Annotated in this window: 12 protein-coding genes; 3 read left to right on the top strand and 9 right to left on the bottom strand. The window is 53.2% G+C overall.

All coding sequences use genetic code 11. The features are described from left to right. Positions 1–291: 291 nt before the first annotated feature. From HXY34_10745 to HXY34_10730, 4 genes are all read right to left on the bottom strand, one after another. Entirely contained in the window at positions 292–4,077 is a 3,786-nt protein-coding gene (locus tag HXY34_10745; protein ID NWF96606.1) for a right-handed parallel beta-helix repeat-containing protein, read from the bottom strand. Positions 4,078–4,701: 624 nt separating this feature from the next. Continuing rightward, on the bottom strand, positions 4,702–8,442 hold the full coding sequence (locus tag HXY34_10740; protein NWF96605.1) for a right-handed parallel beta-helix repeat-containing protein: 3,741 nt from the start codon (positions 8,440–8,442) through the stop codon (positions 4,702–4,704). A gap of 123 nt (positions 8,443–8,565) precedes the next feature. Continuing rightward, positions 8,566–9,867 (bottom strand): hypothetical protein, encoded by a 1,302-nt coding sequence (locus HXY34_10735; GenBank protein ID NWF96604.1) that lies wholly within the window; start codon positions 9,865–9,867, stop codon positions 8,566–8,568. Between the two features lie 256 nt (positions 9,868–10,123). Continuing rightward, positions 10,124–10,522, bottom strand: a complete 399-nt coding sequence (locus HXY34_10730; protein ID NWF96603.1) for a hypothetical protein — start codon at positions 10,520–10,522, stop codon at positions 10,124–10,126. Between the two features lie 104 nt (positions 10,523–10,626). Here HXY34_10730 and HXY34_10725 point away from each other — a divergent pair, with 104 nt between their 5' ends. Continuing rightward, positions 10,627–11,151 carry a gamma carbonic anhydrase family protein gene (locus HXY34_10725; protein NWF96602.1) on the top strand — a complete coding sequence of 175 codons (525 nt, stop codon included), beginning with the start codon at positions 10,627–10,629 and terminating at the stop codon, positions 11,149–11,151. Positions 11,152–11,194: 43 nt separating this feature from the next. On the opposite strand, the gene HXY34_10720 is transcribed toward HXY34_10725, so the two are convergent. The 5 genes from HXY34_10720 to HXY34_10700 all read right to left on the bottom strand — a co-directional run bounded on the left by HXY34_10720 (position 11,195) and on the right by HXY34_10700 (position 16,008). Then, positions 11,195–11,953, bottom strand: coding sequence for an ABC transporter permease subunit (locus HXY34_10720; protein NWF96601.1), 759 nt, complete (start codon positions 11,951–11,953; stop codon positions 11,195–11,197). After that, on the bottom strand, positions 11,953–12,894 hold the full coding sequence (locus HXY34_10715) for an ABC transporter ATP-binding protein (protein ID NWF96600.1): 942 nt from the start codon (positions 12,892–12,894) through the stop codon (positions 11,953–11,955). Before HXY34_10715 ends, HXY34_10720 begins: the two co-directional genes overlap by 1 nt. Positions 12,895–13,305: 411 nt before the next feature. Then, positions 13,306–13,551, bottom strand: a complete 246-nt coding sequence (locus HXY34_10710; protein ID NWF96599.1) for an Lrp/AsnC ligand binding domain-containing protein — start codon at positions 13,549–13,551, stop codon at positions 13,306–13,308. A gap of 5 nt (positions 13,552–13,556) precedes the next feature. Beyond that, positions 13,557–14,822 (bottom strand): Lrp/AsnC ligand binding domain-containing protein, encoded by a 1,266-nt coding sequence (locus HXY34_10705; GenBank protein ID NWF96598.1) that lies wholly within the window; start codon positions 14,820–14,822, stop codon positions 13,557–13,559. 73 nt (positions 14,823–14,895) lie between these two features. Continuing rightward, positions 14,896–16,008 carry a hypothetical protein gene (locus HXY34_10700; protein NWF96597.1) on the bottom strand — a complete coding sequence of 371 codons (1,113 nt, stop codon included), beginning with the start codon at positions 16,006–16,008 and terminating at the stop codon, positions 14,896–14,898. 144 nt (positions 16,009–16,152) lie between these two features. On the opposite strand from HXY34_10700, the gene HXY34_10695 reads away from it, so the two are divergent. Together HXY34_10695 and HXY34_10690 are read left to right on the top strand one after the other, a co-directional pair. Next, positions 16,153–17,802, top strand: a complete 1,650-nt coding sequence (locus tag HXY34_10695) for a glycosyltransferase family 39 protein (GenBank protein NWF96596.1) — start codon at positions 16,153–16,155, stop codon at positions 17,800–17,802. Positions 17,803–17,853: 51 nt separating this feature from the next. Next, positions 17,854–19,662, top strand: a complete 1,809-nt coding sequence (locus tag HXY34_10690; GenBank protein ID NWF96595.1) for a glycosyltransferase — start codon at positions 17,854–17,856, stop codon at positions 19,660–19,662. Positions 19,663–19,673: the final 11 nt, after the last annotated feature.

Here is a 19,673-nt window from a genome sequence, read left to right as displayed (position 1 = left end):
GTATCGAGTTGACCTAGGTCCCAGCGTTCTTGCCGAGAAGCACTTGACTCACATGCGGTACGTCTCCTCGGATTGTCCTCTTCACGCATTAGTGCTCATGTCGGCTCCCGTGTCGTTTTGTACTGAGTGATACGTGGACGCGTACCTGTGTGGATGTACGGAAACGCCCAAGACACCTGTTCAGTATCTCAGTGTAACTTGTGGAGGCGACAGAGGTCAGGAAGGACCTCTGTCTGAGATTCCACCACCTTGCAGTGGCAGAATCAACACTGCATGGCTCACTGCAGATACCTATGTCCCCGCGGTCCGTTTCCGGAGCGTATACACAATCACCACAACGACAACTGCACCTGCCCCTATTCCAGCGATAATGAGAAGGAGACCCACGTCGAATGGGGGAGGCACTGTCTCAGGGCCCGCAGACCTGACAGACACTGTCACGGTATCGCTGACAGAATTGGCACCGCCATCAGTGACAGTCAGAGTGAAGGTGTGATTACCGACAGGCAGGCTGTCAAGGTTCAGCATGATTCTTCCTCCATGCCACGGGCCAGAGAGAACAGCGGTATCATTGGAGATGACACTGAAGCGAGATGGGTTATCATCGCTCGGGTTCCACACCACCTTGTTCCCAATTGTGCCACTGATCATGACTACATCATCAGGGTGGTCGATAGTTGGAGCGGTGGTGTCCGAGTCGACCAGCAGCAGAACATAGTCCTGAGCCGCGTTGCCATCTATGTCGTACACAGTCATGAGAACGTCATGCAGTCCCAATTCAACAGTGTCAACGTTTATGGACAGCACACCACTGGACCACGAACCGGAGGCCACAGTCAAATCATCCACTGTGACCATGTACGTGGCAGGATGAAGGTCACTGACAACCCACTCTAGTGTCTGACCCACACCGGTCTCAAAAACCGTTGTGTCTGGCGGCCCGCTAATCTCAGGAGGGGTGCCATCATAGACCTTGATGAGTACCGTGTCAGTTACACTGTGCTGGTCAACGTCCCAGATTGTGATCACTGCAGTGTGCGTTCCGTACTGCAGACCATCTACGTCAACGCTGATGACAAAGCGCTGCTTGAGGTCCCAGATACCTTCAGCCCAGAATGCGCCGTCGATAGTGACGCTCCAGTCGCGAAGGTAGTCGTCAGAGGCCAGCCAAGTCAGATAGTTGTCAGTGGAGCCCTCAGCATAGGATACGTCAAGTGGATGATTCACAATCGGTTCCGTAATTACCCACTGGATCGGGTATCTGTCAGTTGAACCACCTGCGCCGGACACCACGTAGGGAGGTGGTGGGACATAGTCAGACCATGTGTTGCCAATCGCAACTCCGTCGTCCCAGTACTTTGTGTTCGCGTCATACCCGTTTTGGATACCGCTAAGCGCGATTGTATTGTAGTATACATAGGTGCCAGTAGAGCCTGAGAGCCACACACCGTAGTTGGTGCTCCAGAGTATGTCGTTTGAGGTGACGTTCCAGTAGTCGCCGCTAAAAATGTACACAGCCGTGCCACAGCTCTCGAAGGTGTTGGACGCAACGTACCCGTAGTCGGAGGCGGCATTCGTGACCTCTATGCCATATTGACTCATGTGCACGAAACTGTTGAGATACAGATGGAGGTAAGCACCCAATATGCTGATGCCCTTGCTTGCGTTGAAGAATTCGCAGTCGGTAACATTCCAGTAGTTGTTGAGGGGAGCAACCTCCCCAGAGATGTGCGTGAACTCGGCATTGCTGAATCGGGAACTCTCCACCCTGAGATATGAGCTAGACTGGCCGTAGGCAAGAATACCATAGCCGTTCGAGTCGAAGTCGCAGTCACTGACAAGTCCATAGTCTGACCGGTCAATCCGGACTGCATCAGACAAGTGCATGAAATCAGAAGCGCTGATCACGAAGTAATCGGATTGGCTGAGTGTCACACCATCGTTCACAGCCATTGCCAGACCCTCTACAGAGATGTTCTGAAGGGAGACATTCTCAGAGGAGGATATGACCACACCATGCACACATGACGGCACGACAATGTCGGCAACGTGAACCAGAAGACTATGGAAGACCATCACTGCAGATGTGCAGGTGTCAAACACTCCACCAGTGATGTGAGTGCCGTTGTTGTCGAGGAGGATGACCTGGCCGTAGAGACTGCCATCCAAGTCAACGCCAGTCTGTCCCACAGAGAAGTAGACTGGAAGCGAGTTGACCCAGTTGTTGAACATCGAGTGGTTGTAGAAGTCGAAGGTGTCACCTGGGGACCAGTAGAAACCACAACGAGTCATGTGGTTGTCTGTAAAGGTAAGAAGCAACGAGCCATCTAAGCTGATGCCCACTTCGAAATCCACAATCGTGTTGTTGACCACACTCAGACCAACGGCGGTCAGCGCAATACCAATGGTGCCGCGTCCGTCAATGCTGTTATGTCCGTCAATGACGTTATGACTGAGAGTCCCGTTCTCAAGCGCCTCGACAACAATAGCGCGCCCATTGATCTCCTCCAGCCTGTTGTAGACCACGTCAATTCCCTGGTCGCTCCCAATGTATATTCCCAACTCGGCCTCCTTGATTACGTTCGAGCGGATCTCAGAGTCCGTCTGGCCAACCATGGCGATGGCCTGCTCGTACACCGAACTAATCTCATTGTGCGACACTGTCGCGTTAGGGGTCGAGTCCCCAACGACTCCGTAATTCACCTCCTCAATCAGGTTGTCCATGACTTGCGCGTTCACACAGTCCTGAAGGTACACCGCCGCAATCGCATATGAGTAGAGACCACTTCGGATGGTCACATTCGTGGAGCCGACTGCCACCACAGCTGCGTCCACATGACTAATGGTGTGGTCGAAGACACTCAACCGGTCGCATCCATTCGTATCGACACCTGCCCTGGCGTCGTGGATTGCATTGTCCTCGAGATGGGCATCTTCGCAGTGATCAAGGTAGATCCCATCGCCACCGACACCGTCAATCACGTTGTTAAGAATGACAAGACCCACGGAGGTGTAAGCTTCTATTCCATTGCTGTCACAGTTCTCTATCGTATTACCGACCAGCTCGGAGTGGTGAGAAGCGGTCAAGTAAACTCCCGAGGCACCAGCCGAAACAATCGTGCTGCCATGGATCAGAGTGCCGTTCGAATGACTCACATAGATGCCGTCTGCTCCCTCTGAGCTGATGGTGCAGCCGACGATGCTCGTTTCTGGAGAATATGACAAGTGGACTCCCTCATACTCCGTAGCGTGCAGGACACTCCCATCCACGGAAACGTCGGTGCAGTAAGACACATAGGCCCCGTAACCCACGCTGGTCGCTGCCATTCTCTCTATATGCATTCCATGGCAGTACTCGCCAGCGATACCTCCGAGCCCGGACAGTACCACGTCATCCGCGGAGGATGTCGTATTGCAGCCGTAGAAGTGTAATGCAAATGACCCCGCGGCGGCAGACAGGGTGTTGTGGGTTGACACTAGTCTGTGTGATTCCACTGCGTACACTGCCCTGTGGCCAACGGACACAACTGAGTTGCTCTCAAGCCTGCAGTCATTCGATTCATGCACATCCACTGCTATATAGTTGGATGCCATCACATCACAATGAGAGATGACAGTGTTGTTTCCATTTTCGACATAGATCCCTCTGTTGCCTGCGCGGACGGTGTTATACTCGACAGACCCGTGAGACACGTTCTCGAGCACAATCGCATCAAGCATGTAAGTCTGGTTGAGAAGGCAGTCTCGTATGACAAAGTGAGCGTCTGTGTTGATTATCCGGACAGCAGCAACGGGGATAACAGGGTTTATTCTCAGCGCTGATATGACGTAAGGAAACATCGCACTGCCTGCACCGGGCCATCCTTGAGATGCGAAGTCGGCCGTGCCATTGACGAAGATAGGCACATGGTCTTCCAGTTCTGTGGGACCAAGCCGCGTTCCATAGTCGTCCGACAGCAAGTGCCGCCCAGTGTTAGCATCATCACAAGCGCATGTGAGTGACGTTGGGCCATTGCTATACGTGACAACGACAGCCAGAAGCATGATTATAACAAGCAGTCCATGAGTTCTTCTCAAATCGAGGTTTTCCTCCAGTTCGTCTACACCTACTCTTGGAGCACTGGCTCGAGTTGCCAGTCCATAATACTAGTGCCATCAATGGGCTGCGCAAGGCTAAAAGAGTTTGGTACATGCTGGTTTCATCAAGTGTATCTGCAAGGAACAGCAGTTAGCTGCTGAGTGTGAAGGTTTGAGGACAGCACAGACGGAGAAGACCGTACAGCCACACGAGGACGCCACGAGGCAAGTCCATGTACTGTACACGACACATGCAGGTACGCCGCAGAGGCATTGGGTTAGCAGCAGCTGCCCAGAAGCTGGACGGCCTTGGACATCGCTGCGTGGTGCATGTATACCTCCGTGCGGGAACGGAGAGCTCGAGGTCGGCTCGACACATCATGAGACCTCAAGGAGTGACCCCAGTGCCGTATCCTGGGAGTGACAAGACTCCTGTGTCCAACTCTGTCCAACTAGAAATGAACGGTCTGAAAAGGAGTGGCACTCTCACTGACCTCAACGACTTGCCCTAGGAGCGCTGCAACGAGCAGCGAGTGTCATAGGACCGAATGGCCCCGGTGAAAACGAAGGGTGCGGACGTGCAGACCTCCGCCACAGTCTACGGAGCTGGTATTGTCATGCTATCTATTTCTTCTTGAGCTTGTAGACAACAGCCACCACAACAACGACACCGGCCGTGATTCCCGCCACTATCAGTAGGAGACCGAGATCGAACGGAGGTGGAGGCTGGTAACCCGGCGGCAAGACTGTCACCAAGACGTTGTCGCTTGCACTGTTTCCAGCCTTGTCCCACACAGTCAGTGTGAAGTTGTGGTTACCCACAGGAATGTCGTCAAGTGCGAGTAGGACCTTTCCGCCGCCCCAGGAGCCCGATTCCACGACCATGGACCCGGTGCGCACTTCGAAGAAAGAGGGATGAGCATCCGCGGGAGTCCAGACCACAAAGTTCCCCACCGTGCCGAAGATGATGGTCATATTGTTGGGGTTGTCAATCGTGGGAGGAGTGGTATCACTCAACACAAGCACCTGAACCGCGTCGAATGCCGAGTTGCCATCGACGTCGTAGATGGTCAGCAGGACCTCGTGCACACCCAGAGGTATGGAGTCTATGTTCATGCTCAGTAGGGGACTGCTCCACGTACCGCTGGCAAAGCTGTTGCCATCGAGGGTGGCGACGTAGTTCTGTGGGTTCTGATCGTACACTTCGAACATCAGGGTCTGACCCGTGCCGGTCTCGAAGGCCTCCGTATCGGGAGGACCATCTATGGTCGGAGGAGTATCATCGTAGACATGGATGATGACTGTATCAGAGACCGTGTTGAGGTTGATGTCACGTACGGTGATAGTGGCAGTGTGCATGCCGTACGGAAGACCGTCCACATTGACGGTGATGTAGTGAGCGGGGTCAAAGGTCCAGATGCCATTGGCCCACGGCAGACCATCGATAGTGACCCACCAGTCCTTCAGGTAGTCGTCGAACGCTCTCCATCCAATAGAGTGGCCTTCTGAGAACTCAGCGTAGGACCTGTCCAGAGGGTGGTTGATGATGGGTAGGGTGACCACGAACTGACTGGGATACCTGTCCTGCGATGCCCCACTACCACTCACAATGTACGGAGGCGGAGGAGTATAGTCATCCCAGACGTTGCCCTGCGACATACCATCGTCCCAATACTTGGTGCCAGAGTCGTAGCCGTTGTCAGACGCACTCAGGGCAATTGTGTTATAGTAGACGACTGTACCGGTTGACCCTGAAAGCCACACGCCGTAACTGTTGCTCCACATGATCGTGTTGTTTGTGATTGTCCAGTAGTCTCCAGACAAGATGTATATCGCAGTGTCACAACTCTCGAACTGACTGCGAGTAATCATGCCGTTATCGGATGCACTGCCCGTCACATACACCCCATATCCACAGTGGGTGAATGTGTTCGAGGAGAAATAGGGCCGATTGCCATACCACGTGATTGCTGCCGTTGCGTTGTGGAACACACATCCAGTCACATTCCAGTAGTCACCATTCGCGTTGGCTACAATGTGAGTATCGACGGCATGGTAGAATTCGCAGAACAGCACTGAAACATTGTGGCCCGGTGTGACCTCAACTACCGAGAAATGATTCTGCGAGAAAGTGGTTTGGGACACGGTCCCATAACCAGAACTGATAAGCCTGAGCCCTGAGTTGTATCTCAAGATCTCTGAGTTCGAGATGTGGAAATACGGAGACCCCAGTAGAAGGATGCCACAATTGTCCGGGACATGCTCACCGTCTAGGTGCACATCGCTCAGCGTGAGGTTTTGAGACAGGTAGGCGACGACTCCGCAGTAGTGACTGGATGCCGTCGTGACATGACTGGCATTGATTAGCACGCTGAAGTAGATCATAAACGGACCGGCCGCAGTGAATGTCCCGCCGGACACGCGTGTACCATTACAGTCGACGAGAATCACTTGGCCGTACGAGTTGCCGTCGACATCGCCACCAGTCTGACTCAGTCCGTAGTACACTGGCTTCGAATTGACGGTGTTGCCGCTCAGTGTGTGATTGTAGTACTCAATGGCATAACCCTCAACCCACCAGAAACCACAGCTGGTCATGCTGTTGCTAAGCAGGACCATCCCAGTGCATTCATCAACCTCAATCCCATAGCCGCAGTCTGTGACAGCATTGCCTTCCAGACTCGCGTTCGGGCTCATCTTCAACAGAATCCCCTCAACGCAATCATCAACGGTGTTATGGAATAGTGTGGCGCCTGTGCATCCGCCAACGTACACACCAGTCTGCGCAGACGACACATCGTTGTTTCTGATGTCGCATGAATCACACTGATGCAGACGAATTCCGTTCAGGCAGTCGGTGATTGTATTGAACTCCACCAGCGCATCTGCGCTGAGCTCTGTGTTTATGGCATAGTCGCTGACCTCTGTGAGGAGGTTGTTGCTAATGCGAACCGAGTCACAGGATTCGACATAGAAGCCGCCATCTCCTGTAACAACGTTGTCAGATATCGATGAGTTGTCGCAGCCATCGATGTGGACTGCGTCGCTGTCTGCACCCTCGATTGTGTTTGAGGATATAGTGAGATTGCCGGAGTTCGTGGCATAGATGGCCTCACTTGCAAATTCAGTCAGAGTATTGAATGACACCACAGACAGGAAGCAAGACTCGAGGAATATACCATCGTCATTGACGTTTGCAACGGTGTTGTGGCTGACCTCAGCTCTGGGACTGGAGACCAGGTAGATGCCAGTCGAGTCTCCGTCAAAGACGCTGTTGTAGATCACCGTGGAGTTCTCACAGGTACTCAGGCTGATTCCTTGCGTCGAATTACAACGGACAGTGTTCTGGGAGACGAGTAGCCTCGGACATGAGTCGGCGAAGATGCCTCCATAGGAGTCTGAGGGCACTGTATTGCCACTCAGCTCCACATCTGTGCAGTGCAAAGCGCTAATGGCTGCTCCAGTATCTGACCGCGGTACGCAGTGCTGAACAACACTGTCGTTACTGAAAAACAGATACACTGCTTGTTCCATGTGGGAGATGATTGTAGAGTCTCTGATGGCAACGTCATTGCAATACGCGAAGAACAGGCCTCCATCTGCATCGGTCACAAGATCGAGCACATCAGTATGGGGACAGTAGTATGCGTAGACTGGTCTGAATGTGTCATAGAGAACCAAGTTGGAAAGCAGTGTGTAGTTGCAGTACTGCATGTAGATGCCATTCCAATCGGGGTGACCATGTAACGTGTTGTTAATCAACTGGGCACCCACATTCTGATAGAAACCGATGAGCCGGTACTTGGAATTGAGTACAGAGTGCTGCATCAAGAAGTCGTTGGAGTACTGGACTTGCAGGCAGTAATCGGAAGTGGATGTTATTACAGAGCGGCTGATGCGGGCATTGCTGGCATTGTAGAAGGACACCGCCAGGTCCGCTGCTTCTATAGTTGCATACTCTATCAGACCATGCGACGCGTTCACAAAGGATACGGCATGGCTGGAGAAGACTTGGCGCACGAAGCAGTCCTCAATGAGGAAGTAGGCATCTGTATTGATGATCCTGATGTTCACCACATCAGCGACTGTCGTTATGTTCAGTCCCCGAATGCGATAAGGTGACATCTCGGTGCCCGCGCCCGGCCATCCCTGGGACACAAAGTCTGCTGTGCCATTGATGAAGATTGGCACATGCGGAGTGTGTTCATCAGGGTCCAGTCGCGTTCCCGGTTCTTCCGAGACGATAACGTGCATGGCTTCATGTGGTTCAGATGTCACAGGAAACAGAACTCCAAGACTGCCAACGACTGGTACGCTGACAGAGAGGAGCATGAAAACCAATAGTAGTCCTCTTAGAGACTTCAATCCGAGTGTGCCTCCATAGGCAATACCTACAGTGTTGCTGTGCCCTATGAATGAAACACAGCTTCAAACAGACATCAGACCAACAGACAACTGAGGCTAAAAGCGTTTGCAAGTCAAGACAGCTCATTCGGGCTGCGGACTTGTCACAGATGTCTTGACCAGCCGCCTCGAAATGTCATGTCGGAGTCTTGCTGCGGCCTGTCTGAAGTGCTTGATCCCTGTCACCATCAGTCTTGTCGGTAGCACCAATAACCCAAAGACCACTCTCGTCACCTTGCCCTTCATTGTCGCGCGCTCGGGATAGCCAATATACGCTAGGGTGTGCTCTTTCAAAATGTCGTCCAGAGCGGCTGCGAAGGCCTCCTTTGCCATGTCGCTGATCTCAAGTCCCCTGAATGCTTCACTGTTGCCGAAGCTCTTTCGGTCAATGACGCTCTTCCACTTGATATACTTGGCCTTCTCAATGACGTCCGTGAGGCTGCGTACAAGCTGATCAAGCGCGGCCAGCACCTCGTGTTTCATCTCGGTTGCTACCGATTCCGAGCTGAGCTGAGAATAGAGTCTCTTCGCGACATCGATCTGTCTGTAGGGCGGTCTAAACCAGAGGACATGCAGGAGACCCTCGATTCTGCGCAGAACATGTCTGTTGTAGGTCTCGATGTGGTCAGGGACTCGGTCCAAGACCGCTTCTCGTGCTGCTCCGAGTATGGTGCCCTGAAGTCGTTTCCACAGATGTTCAAGGTCGATCACCGCCTTGGCGTATCGATAGAATCTGAACTCAAGTTTCTCTTCTATGCCCTCAGCATCAAGCAGATTGAATCTTCTGGTTGAGAAAGAAGTCTCTCCTGTGACTATGGACCACAGTCTTTGACCGAGCGTCCAGTACTCATCACTGGACTTGGGAAGCTCGAGTCTGAGCGCATGGTCACCCGGCTGTGCCACCAAGATGCACGACTGCAGGCTGTTGTTGACGGACTCGAAACCTCTCAACTCAGTGGGAAAGAGGTCCATGGCACCGTGACCAGTGGTGGACCAGACACGCAGTGACCCCTGTCTCAGGTCCTGCTCAATGATTATCCGTTCCTTGTCACCAAGATGGTCGAACGCACTTGTGACGCCCTTGCTGTATGCCATGACGAGATAGATAACAAACCGTTCCTTGTTCTCATCGAGTCCGGGCATACGCAGCACAAGGCCCACCATCTCAATCTCAGATGTCTTTGACAACCAAGAGCCCGTCGCTTGGTCCCACTCCCAACGGTCACCCATCTCATAGAACAGCTCACGAAGTGACCGGAGGTCCTTTGCGTCCTTGGCTCGTTGCAGTGTCTCGGACTGCCACCGTTCGTACGCCTGGCGCATCTTGGCCATGCTTTTCTTCTCGAGTTCGAGCCACTGACTGTCGACCTTCAGACGTGCTTTCAACTTGGATTCACTGCAAGACTTGCACATCAGCTATTTCAAGTCATCCAAGTCCAGTACACGCAGGAAGGTGGTCATATGCCTTCGGATTCAACTGGCTCGTTGGCAAGACAGTCTGCTGAACTCGGGGCTCTTCGATGACAGTGAGCATGAGAGGATGGAGGACTGTCACTCTCGCCCATTCTTCTCGGAGCCTCCGACTTCACTCTTCAAGTCGCCTCACCTGATGGTCCTGCCGAAGCAGGGCAATAGCAGGTCCCTAATCTATGAAGAAGACCTCGCCGAGGTTCTCATGCGCCACGACACGGATGTGCATACCATCTTCAAGTACATGGCTTGCATCGGAGACCTTCACTATGTATATGCACTCATTGACATATGCCATTGCAGCACTGTCACCAATCGACTCTCCGAACTCGGACAGGACTGCCGACACTGCAGCGAAGAGACACTCCATTTCGTTTGGGTTCTCACTCAGATAGGTCTTGAGTGCAGAGTCCAGTACCGCAATGTGATCAGCGCGCCACTCCCTTCTGAGCTGCGTGGGGCTCTTGACAATCACAGCATAGCCCGTGAACTCACCGTGATGGCCCACGGACTCCCCTCTCAGTATCGGAAAGAGCGGTCCTGCTTCTCGATTGTCTCGTTTCGGTGACACTGCAGATTGCTCCCAGCTAAGGTTTCAACAGACTGGATTAGTATCTCACAGGGGCCATTTAATGTTTCGGAGACCTAATACCTGTGTGAGATTACACTGGACACATGGCAGTCTACGAATTCGAAGGCAGAGTACCAATAGTTGGAAACGACACCTATGTAAGCGACTCCGCGTCGGTGATTGGGAGAGTGACACTTGGCAGCCTCTGCTACGTCGCTCCAGGTGCAGTCATCAAGGGGGACTATGGAGAGATACAGATTGGGAACGGGTGCAGCGTCCAAGACAATGTTGTGGTGCATGCACGACCTGGTGAAAGGACTGTCATCGGCGACGATGTGACGCTTGGCCACGGTTGCATCATCCACAATGCCACTGTCAGAAGTCAAGCAGTCATCGGAATGGGGGCAGTAGTGTCAGACTACGCGGAGGTTGGAGAGTGGTCGGTCGTTGGAGAGGGCGCAGTAGTGACTGCACGAACCAAGATACCAGACGGCAAGATTGCAATCGGAGTGCCTGCCAAGGTGGTCGGCGATGTGCAGGAACACCACAAGAAGGAGCTCAGCGAGTTCAAGAGGATCTATCGTGACCTAGCCATGAGGTATCCAAAGGGATTGAGGAGAGTCAGATAGGCCATAAGAAAGAGAGTGGAGTGGCGTCGCCACTCCCAGGAGACTAGACAAGAGAGACCATCTTGTCACGGTTGAAGCGTTTCAGGGCAATCGCCCACGTTATGCTTGCAATTGCTGATGCGATGATGAACGTGACTATGTTGGTGAACCAGATAGTGCTGGGGTCTGCCATGCCAGTCTCCAACGAGGTCATTGGTGCGAATAGTGGAATCATCAATACCAACGCAGCTATGGTACCACTCTGATAGGCCTCATAGACCTTGCTGACCCTGCCGCTCACGAGGATCATGGTAGACACAATTGACAACACGACGACGGGTCCTGCAGCGAATATCAGGAATGCGCCAGCAGGGTCAGGAAACAGGAGGAGGGGCCGATTGAAGGCAACCATGAGTATGTTGATGCCGATGCTAGAAGCAAGCGTGCCAGCGAACAGAATTGTCAAGCATGGAATCAGTGAGCTGAGCGTCTTGCCCCAGATCAACTCACGATCCGTGAGGGGTGTGCATAGAAGAGGCTCAAGGGTGTTGGACTCTCTCTCACCCACAAGGGCATTTGCAGCAATCAGTCCTGCGGGAATCACCGCCATGAGGGTCAGCATACTTGCACCCAAGGGCAAGAATAGATTGACGACAATGTAGTCTGGGCTGGCGGGGTCAATCAGTGCCGCTGGCAAGCCTATAATCAGAATTAGCATGACTGGAGCCAGTGCTGCGAGGAAGACCAAGCTATACTTGATGTGCTTCGACTTCATGGCCATCTTGAGGTCCGCCTTGGCGACCAACATCGACTTGCTTGTCATCACTGGTCACCTCCCTTTATAGTCCGAAGATAGACGTCCTCAAGAGTGGCTTCCTCCTCTGCAAACTCAACTATCTTGATCCCCGCGTTGAGAAGTGTGCTCATGAGTCGAGAGTTGTTCTCAAGGGGGTCGCTTATCTTGACCACGACTGTGTCCACCTCCACTGTTGACTCAAGAACGTATTCCTGCGAGCGTACGATGGACTCTGCTCTTGCAACGTCCCCATAGACACGTATGCGGAAGACCTGCTCGGAACTCAGCTCCCTTCTCAACTCCTCGGTGGAGCCCATGAGCAGTATCTTGCCCTTGTCTATGATTGCAATCCTGTCACAGATTCTCTGAACCTCTGCCAAGTTGTGGCTGTTGATGAAGAACGTCTGACCGTACTTCTGTGACAGACTCAGAATCAATTCTCGTACGCGCTTGGCTGCCAAGGGATCCAGTGCGGAAGTGGGCTCATCTAGCAACAACACAGTGGGTTTGTGTAGTAGTGCTCTGCAGAGTGCAAGCCGCTGCCGGTTGCCGGTGCTGAGTGCACCTGCGAGGTCGTCGCGGCGTTCCCAGAGACCCATGAACTCAAGCAGTTCCTGAATGCGAGGTCGAATCTCCTCTTCTGGTACGCCATAGAGTCGAGCGAAGTACTCTAGGTTCTCCATTGCGGTCATCGTAGGGTAAAGCGTGTGGTTGCCCTCTTCGGGCAGAACACCCGTAGTCTGACGCACTGCGACAGGCTCTTTGATGATGTCATGGCCTGAGACTGTGGCGGTACCTGCGTCCGGTCTAAGCAGAGTACATAGCAGTCTCACGGTAGTGGACTTGCCAGCACCGTTGGGACCAAGCAAGCCGAAGATGGAGCCCTGTGGGACATCGAGAGTCATGTTGTCCACGGCGACAATGTCACCGAATCTTCTCGTCAATTCGTTGGCGGACACTTCATACAAAGCTCAACACACCTCACTCATGGAATGTGGCCCCTGATGCTGGAACCAGCAACTGGCGGCTAGAGCACAATCGAATAAAAGGTATGAGGTGACTAGGTCGGAGACGAAAGGCCGAGCGTCTGAAGAGACTGGTAGTATGCATAGTAGCGTACCAGCCCGTTCATGTCAATGTGAATGACTCACGGTCGGTCCATCTGTGTGCCCGCCTGACTATGCGCTGAGCTGTCATAGAAGGTCTGCCCAGTATGCTCTCTTGAAACCCCTGCACTGCGGCTTGCAGAGCGGCATTTGCATTCCCGAACCAGTACGTACATGGACAACGACGACTGAATCGGGGATGATCCTCGACTTCGCGGTCAGAGACCGAGAAGACCGGTGTAGTAAGGCCATTCCAGCATGAATGGTATGGGCTCATACTGACATGAACATCTTTTCTACCACGGCTGTCGAGGTCTCCTTAATCCCCGGAATGCTATGTATCTTAAGCGTGATGTCATAGAGGTCGTCAAGACTGGGTACCTCCAGCCGCAGGATGATGTCATAAACCCCTGTAGTCACAGCTATTTTAGTGATAGGCTCGATTGCTCGCAGCCTCTCGACAACAGCTTCAGTCCTTCCAATCTCTATTGACATCAACATGTATGCAGTCACTGCCATTACTATCACCTATACTCCTTGAGAACCACCAGTGTCTGGATAGTGTTGACACCCTCGATTTGCTGAATCTTCTTCAGGACAAGTTTTCTCGTCTTGGCTAGACTCCGGCTTCTTACGCTAAGCAGGTAGTCTTCTCGCCCTGCCAGCGCCGATGCGCTCTCCACGCCCTTGACGCTAAAGAGAGCGGGCAGGAGGTCCCCGGCGTTGGATTTCGTCCGAATCAGGATTATCGAACGGACATCAGACCCTTCAAGTGCCACAATACCAACGACTACGAGTATGACCCCAAACGTGCGAAGTATCCATGTAGTGGGGTCGCTAGTGATTGGCCCAAAGGAGCCGGGGAGTGTCAGGCTCCCAATCACGCTTACAGGGATTCCCAATACCACGGATATGGATGTGAGTGAGTTGACAATTGCCATCGATCCTCTGGCCAGCGCACGGATGTACAACACTATTGACAAGAAGGTTGCCAGTGAACCAATCGCCATCCAGACAATCATCGTTGGGGTGACAAGCGGCACCGTTGCCCACTGCTCCGGAGTTACAACGGGCAGGATTAGCAGGGTGAAGACCGAGTTCAGGACGAACAGCGACCAGACTCTCATGTTCAGAGCATCGACTTTAAGCCCTGGTGCAACCTCATATCGCTTGGCCTTCTTCTGATAGTAGGTTATCAATGCAGAGGACAGATTGAGCGGTCCTAGGACAATTAGAAGGGTAACAAGGAAGTAGGGCGATTCAAAGCCTTCGGGAGTCATGCCAACGAGTAGAGCACCAAAGAGAATGGATATGATGCACTGTATTTCAATTATCGTGGGTGTGTCCTTCTCGGCTAGGAGATCACCGATGAGGAGGTAGATGATGACAAGCTGCCCATATGGAAGCACTGCTGAGGCATCAGTGAATCCAATCAAGAAAAAGTAACATGCGGTGGACACTCCAGCAAAGAATCCAGCAAGCAGCACGTACTGCATAGGCTTCCTCGGAAGGAGGCTGAGTCTTCCAAAGTCAGGATCAAGCGAGTAGCCAAGAGGCCTGCGAGCGGTCCCGTGACGCTTCTTCAATGATAGAAACAGGACAGTCGTGAGAGTGACGAGGAAGGACACCCACTGTGCTACAAAGCCGAAGACCAGTGGATCAAACTCACCTAAGGCAACATAGTCAGTGGCAATACTGAGAGTCCGCATGACACCCGAACCGAGAGCTAGCAAGTAGAAGACGGTTCCTGCAGGCCACCTGCTGACTGGTCTCTGAGTTGTGCTGCTCAATTCACTCACCATGCCGTGAGAGAGTTAGAGGAACCAGTCGTCCCTCTAACCTCGCGGGCAGTACTGTGGGCAATCAGCTGTCAGTACTGTCTTGTCCGTCTTGAAGAGGCTCAGTATCGAGTTCAGCGTCCAGCTCGCCCTCATCATCGGAGGGCTCATCCGAGGGGGTCATTGCTTCCTCAACTGTCTCTGCTTCCTCAGTCGACGCTGCGTCCTCAACCGACTCGCTCGTATCACCGTCGTCCTCATCGGCCGCCTCATGTCGGAAGGGCCTTCGTCTAGAGTCATCAGAAACGACTCGCTGGGCCAGTATGAACTCGTCAAAAGTGAGGCGTTTCCCGGACTGCAGCTTCTCTACGGCGGCGTCAAGGCGTTCCTGCTCGGCCACCTTCTGCTGCGTCCGCTTCTCGGTCCGCGAAGCGGTCTGTTTCTCGGACGCGTATTTCCGAATCTTGCCCTGAATCTCCTCGATCTGTGTCCGGGCTTCTTTGAGCTTCTCCTCTCCCTCCTTCACACGCTTGAGCCACTCAACGAAGTTCTGGTGTGCAGTGTCAGCGGCCTTCTTGTACTGCTCCAGCTGAGGACGTATGCGAACCACTTCTTGGTGGTGCGTCTGGGACTGCTCTGACAGCTCCAAGACCTTCTGATGAACCTCCGTGGCCTCGTCCTTCAGTCGTCGAGCCAGTCGTCGCAGCTCGTGAATCTTGTCCTGTTTCTCCTTCTCCTGCCCAATCTTCACGAGCGTGGCCTCGATCTTGGCAATCTCCTCCACAATAGATGCTTCATCTTCCCGAGTCAACAGCTCGGTCTGCTGTCGCCACTCGAGCTCCTCGACCCGACGCATCATCCTTCGCTGATCGGTGGATGGACTCCCGACAATGACGCTTCGCAGCTCACGAATCTCATCGTAGACGCTCTTGAGCTGGGCGTGTATTGCAGCACGCCTCTCTTTGGCCTCTGCAATCTCCTTGTTTATTCTGTCACGTTCTTCACGTTCGGCCTTCACCGACTCGATCAGAGCACGCACTTCCTTGTTGTGCTCGTCACGCAGCGTCTTGTACTCTCGCATCTTGTCGCGGTCTCTTCTGAGCTCCTCAAGGTCCTGTCTTGCCTTTGCCTTGAGCTCGCGCAGCTTCTCCCGCAACATCTCAATGTCTTCTACTGGCGTTTCGGCAGCTTCTGTCAACTGATTCTTACCCCAGAACTTCGTTTTGCGAACCCTGTCTCTTAGGGTGGATTACGCCTCTAGCCCCTATGGGAGAGGTCTGGTGAGTGGGTCCCGGCCAGGCTTCTTAAAAACCTATGGATGCGCCAGTTGGAAGGTCGAGTGATGAGTACCAACAGGGATAAAGCGGAGGCCTTCTCGACCCAAGAAAAGCTCTCGGATGAGATGGGCAAGTTGATCACCAGAAACAGAGCAGTCTGGATCCTGCTGTGGAGTGTCGTCTACTCGACGCTCGCACTCGTAGGTTTTGGGCGAAGCCTTTGGATTGACGAGTATGCGACCATAGTTGATTCATCAGGGTCTCTCGAAGCTACTGCGCAAGACCCCGGGCATCCACCGGGCTACTTCCTGCTGCTCTGGCCACTGGTTCACCTGTTTGGGGATGCGGAGTGGACTGTTCGCTTTCCATCACTGGTGTTTGGAGTGGCAGTGATATGGATGACCTACCTGCTTGCCGACAGAGTCTCCGCGGACCACAGAGTCTCAATTCTCACTGTTCCAATGCTGGCGACAAATCCGTACTTGGTCCGCTTCGGAAACGAGGCACGAGCATACACGCTTCTGCCATTTCTGATACTGCTGACCACCTACCTGTACTTCATTGCGCGTGACCAAGACCAGATGAGACCGTGGTTGACGACAGCCGCATCAGGAGTTGCCCTTGCATATGTCCACTACTACGGCGTTGCATACTTGGCGTTGCTCTTCTGTTACCACATCGTCAACTCTGCCTATGCAAGAGTGGCAAGAGGTAGAGCCATGCAGCTGAAGGGCATTCTTGGTGCATATGTCTTGATTGGACTTGCAGCACTGCCGTTGGTGCCCATTGTTGTTGACCAGTTTGGCGTTCTGGCAGCAGCCCATGCAGGACGACTCATCAAGCCACAGCAGATACTCTTTCTCACAAGTGCGTTCTTCCTGCCTGCCAGTACCACGGGATACGAACTCACACTCGAGGCTGTCGCCTATGTGGCTGCATGGAGCACTCCATTCCTGCTTCTGATTCTGGCCGGGTTCTGGAGGACCCTACAGGCCAGAAGAACAGCACCTCTTCCACTAGACCTGACCATGATCATGGCGGCCTTTGTTGCAGCCAACTATGCTCTTCACCTCACGGGTTATTGGTTCTTCAATATCCGATACGTACTGTGCCTGCTACCTGTACTCATCATACTGATTGCAGAAGGGCTGGCCGGGCTCGTTGACCTGGTGTCTTCCAGATTCATGATTCTCTCGGTGGCCGGCAGTGCTCTCGGTAGACTTACGCATCGGACATGGACAAGTCGAAGAGTCAGCTGGCTTGCTGTGTTTGTCTTGGGTGTGACCCTGTTTGGTCTTGTATATGCACCGAGGATACTGATAGAGGCCGACAGCTCTTATCCCTACAGCATTGCCGGCGGGGCAGAAGACAATCGAGGAGCTATCAAGTATATCGCGTCATACTCTGACACTAACATGACGGTCCTAGTGGAACCCACCTTTGGTGCAGGAGTTCTTGACTACTATGCGAGAACATACCAAGGACGAATCAACGTGACCGGTGTGTCCTATGGAGCGAGTCTTACCAGCTTGTTAGAGTCGCTGATTCTTGCAGAGGGGTCTGTATGGTACGTGTGGTCATATGCATACACACTGGACCCGGAGGGACAAGTGATACAGTGGGCCTCATCCAATGGATACCTCTACTCCCAGACAGATCATGGCAGACTTGTCGTGTGCCTGTTCTCAGTTCAAAGCAATCCCTTCCACTCGTGAAGGCTTGGGGCAAGTATAAAACGGCGGCACGACCATCCGCATGACATCAGAGTGACACCACGTTACGGAATATGGGGATATGACGAGTCGATGAGCACAATCTACTTCCTGCTCCCGGCGTACAACGAGGAGCAGAACCTGCCGGACCTGTTCGAAGCCATAGATGCAGCTGTGACCAACTATAGAGTGGTGCTCGTCAACGATGGGTCAAAAGACAGGACAGGTGACATTGCCCGTCAGTACGCGATGAGGATGCCAATCACGATTCTGACCCACAGGAGGAACGGTGGATTAGGAGCTGCATTGAACACAGGTATCAGATACATTGTTGCTCATGCAGAACCTGACGCGGTAGTTGTCACTATGGACTCTGACCTGACTCACGATCCGGCACTTGTGCCTGCGATGGTCCGCGAGATTGAACGAGGATACGATGTGGTGGTGACGTCGCGGTATGTCAGAGGAGGAGGACAGCACAATCTTGCACTGTCAAGACGGGTGCTGAGTCGAGGGATTAACACCCTACTACGGCTCAAGGGAAGCAAGGTCCTAGACAACACGTCCGGATTCAGATGCATACGCGTCGACGCCCTCAAGAGAGCCCTGGACAAGTATCAACACTCATTCATCACGACTACGGAGTTCACAGCAACAGTGGAGATACTGGTCCACCTCCAGAGCTCAGGTGCTCGAGTCAAAGAGAGTCCCATCGACCTTGACTACGGAAAGAAGAGAGGACAGAGCAAGATGAAGGTCCTCAGGACGATTCGGACCTACATCAGGATGCTGACCACCACTGGAAGAATTGGCCCCCGACCTGCAGATCCAACCCTAGACGCACGGGAGACTGATGACTCGGACCTTCAACCCAGATGGCATCTTAGCACGGCAAATGGAATCAGACTACTCGTCGGCATAGCGCTGCTGGCTGTTGTTATCTGGTACTCCAGACCTGCGGAGTTATGGGCAGTGATTTCGGGAGTTTCAGTACTCTATCTTGTTCTCGCCGGCATCGTTCACCTTACTGCAACTGTCGGTAATGCAGGTAAGATTGCAGTCCTTTGTGACAAGCGCGACCGCTTTGGCAGTGTGTTCAAAGCGAACCTGGCGGGTATGCTCCTCGCAGATGTGACCCCGGGCCGTAGCGGTTACTTTGTCACGCCTGTAGTTGTGACCGACATTATTCCGGACCTTAAGAGAGGGAAGGTCCTAAATGCCATCTTCTTCGGGCAGATGTTCGAGTTCCTGCTTCGCGCGGGACTGCTCGCGGCAGCGATGCTTACTGTGTTCTACACTCTTGGAGTGTCCCGTGACCTGTACCTTTACGGGCTGCTCTCTCTTGCACTCGTCGCTGCACTGGCTGCAGCGTTCTTCGTGCTTGCATTCAACAAGGTGCCGCCGTCACTGGTGCGCGTCATTGACAGGATTGGATTCGTGTCGCGCCTCTACCACAGATATGTGAACTACGTTGGTTCCATAGACTACACCCCACGGCGAGCACTGGGAGTATTCCTCTTCACTCTGTTGGGGTGGCTTCTCACGGCACTGCGATGGATGGTTGTAGGATACGCTCTCGGAATCGACCTGCCCCTTGAGTGGTACCTCTTTCTATTTCCCGCTCTCAGTGCAGTCTCGTTTATCCCTGTTTCAATATCCGGACTTGGGGTCGTCGAAGGAGGGTTTGCAGTCGTGTTCCTGATTCTGGGAGGCAGTATCGAAATGGGCGTCGCCTTCGCTCTTGTAGACAGAGCAGTCGCGCTGTGTGCAGACCTGTTTGGACTACCATACGCTGCAAGGGCTCTGGGACGGTACGGCGCAGAGGTCACGAGTGCCAAGAGCCTCGGCACGACACGCAGCTGAACGCTAGAAAC

The organism is Candidatus Thorarchaeota archaeon (assembly GCA_013388835.1).
GTDB lineage: Archaea > Asgardarchaeota > Thorarchaeia > Thorarchaeales > Thorarchaeaceae > JACAEL01.
This window is presented reverse-complemented; position numbering and strand designations above follow the sequence as displayed.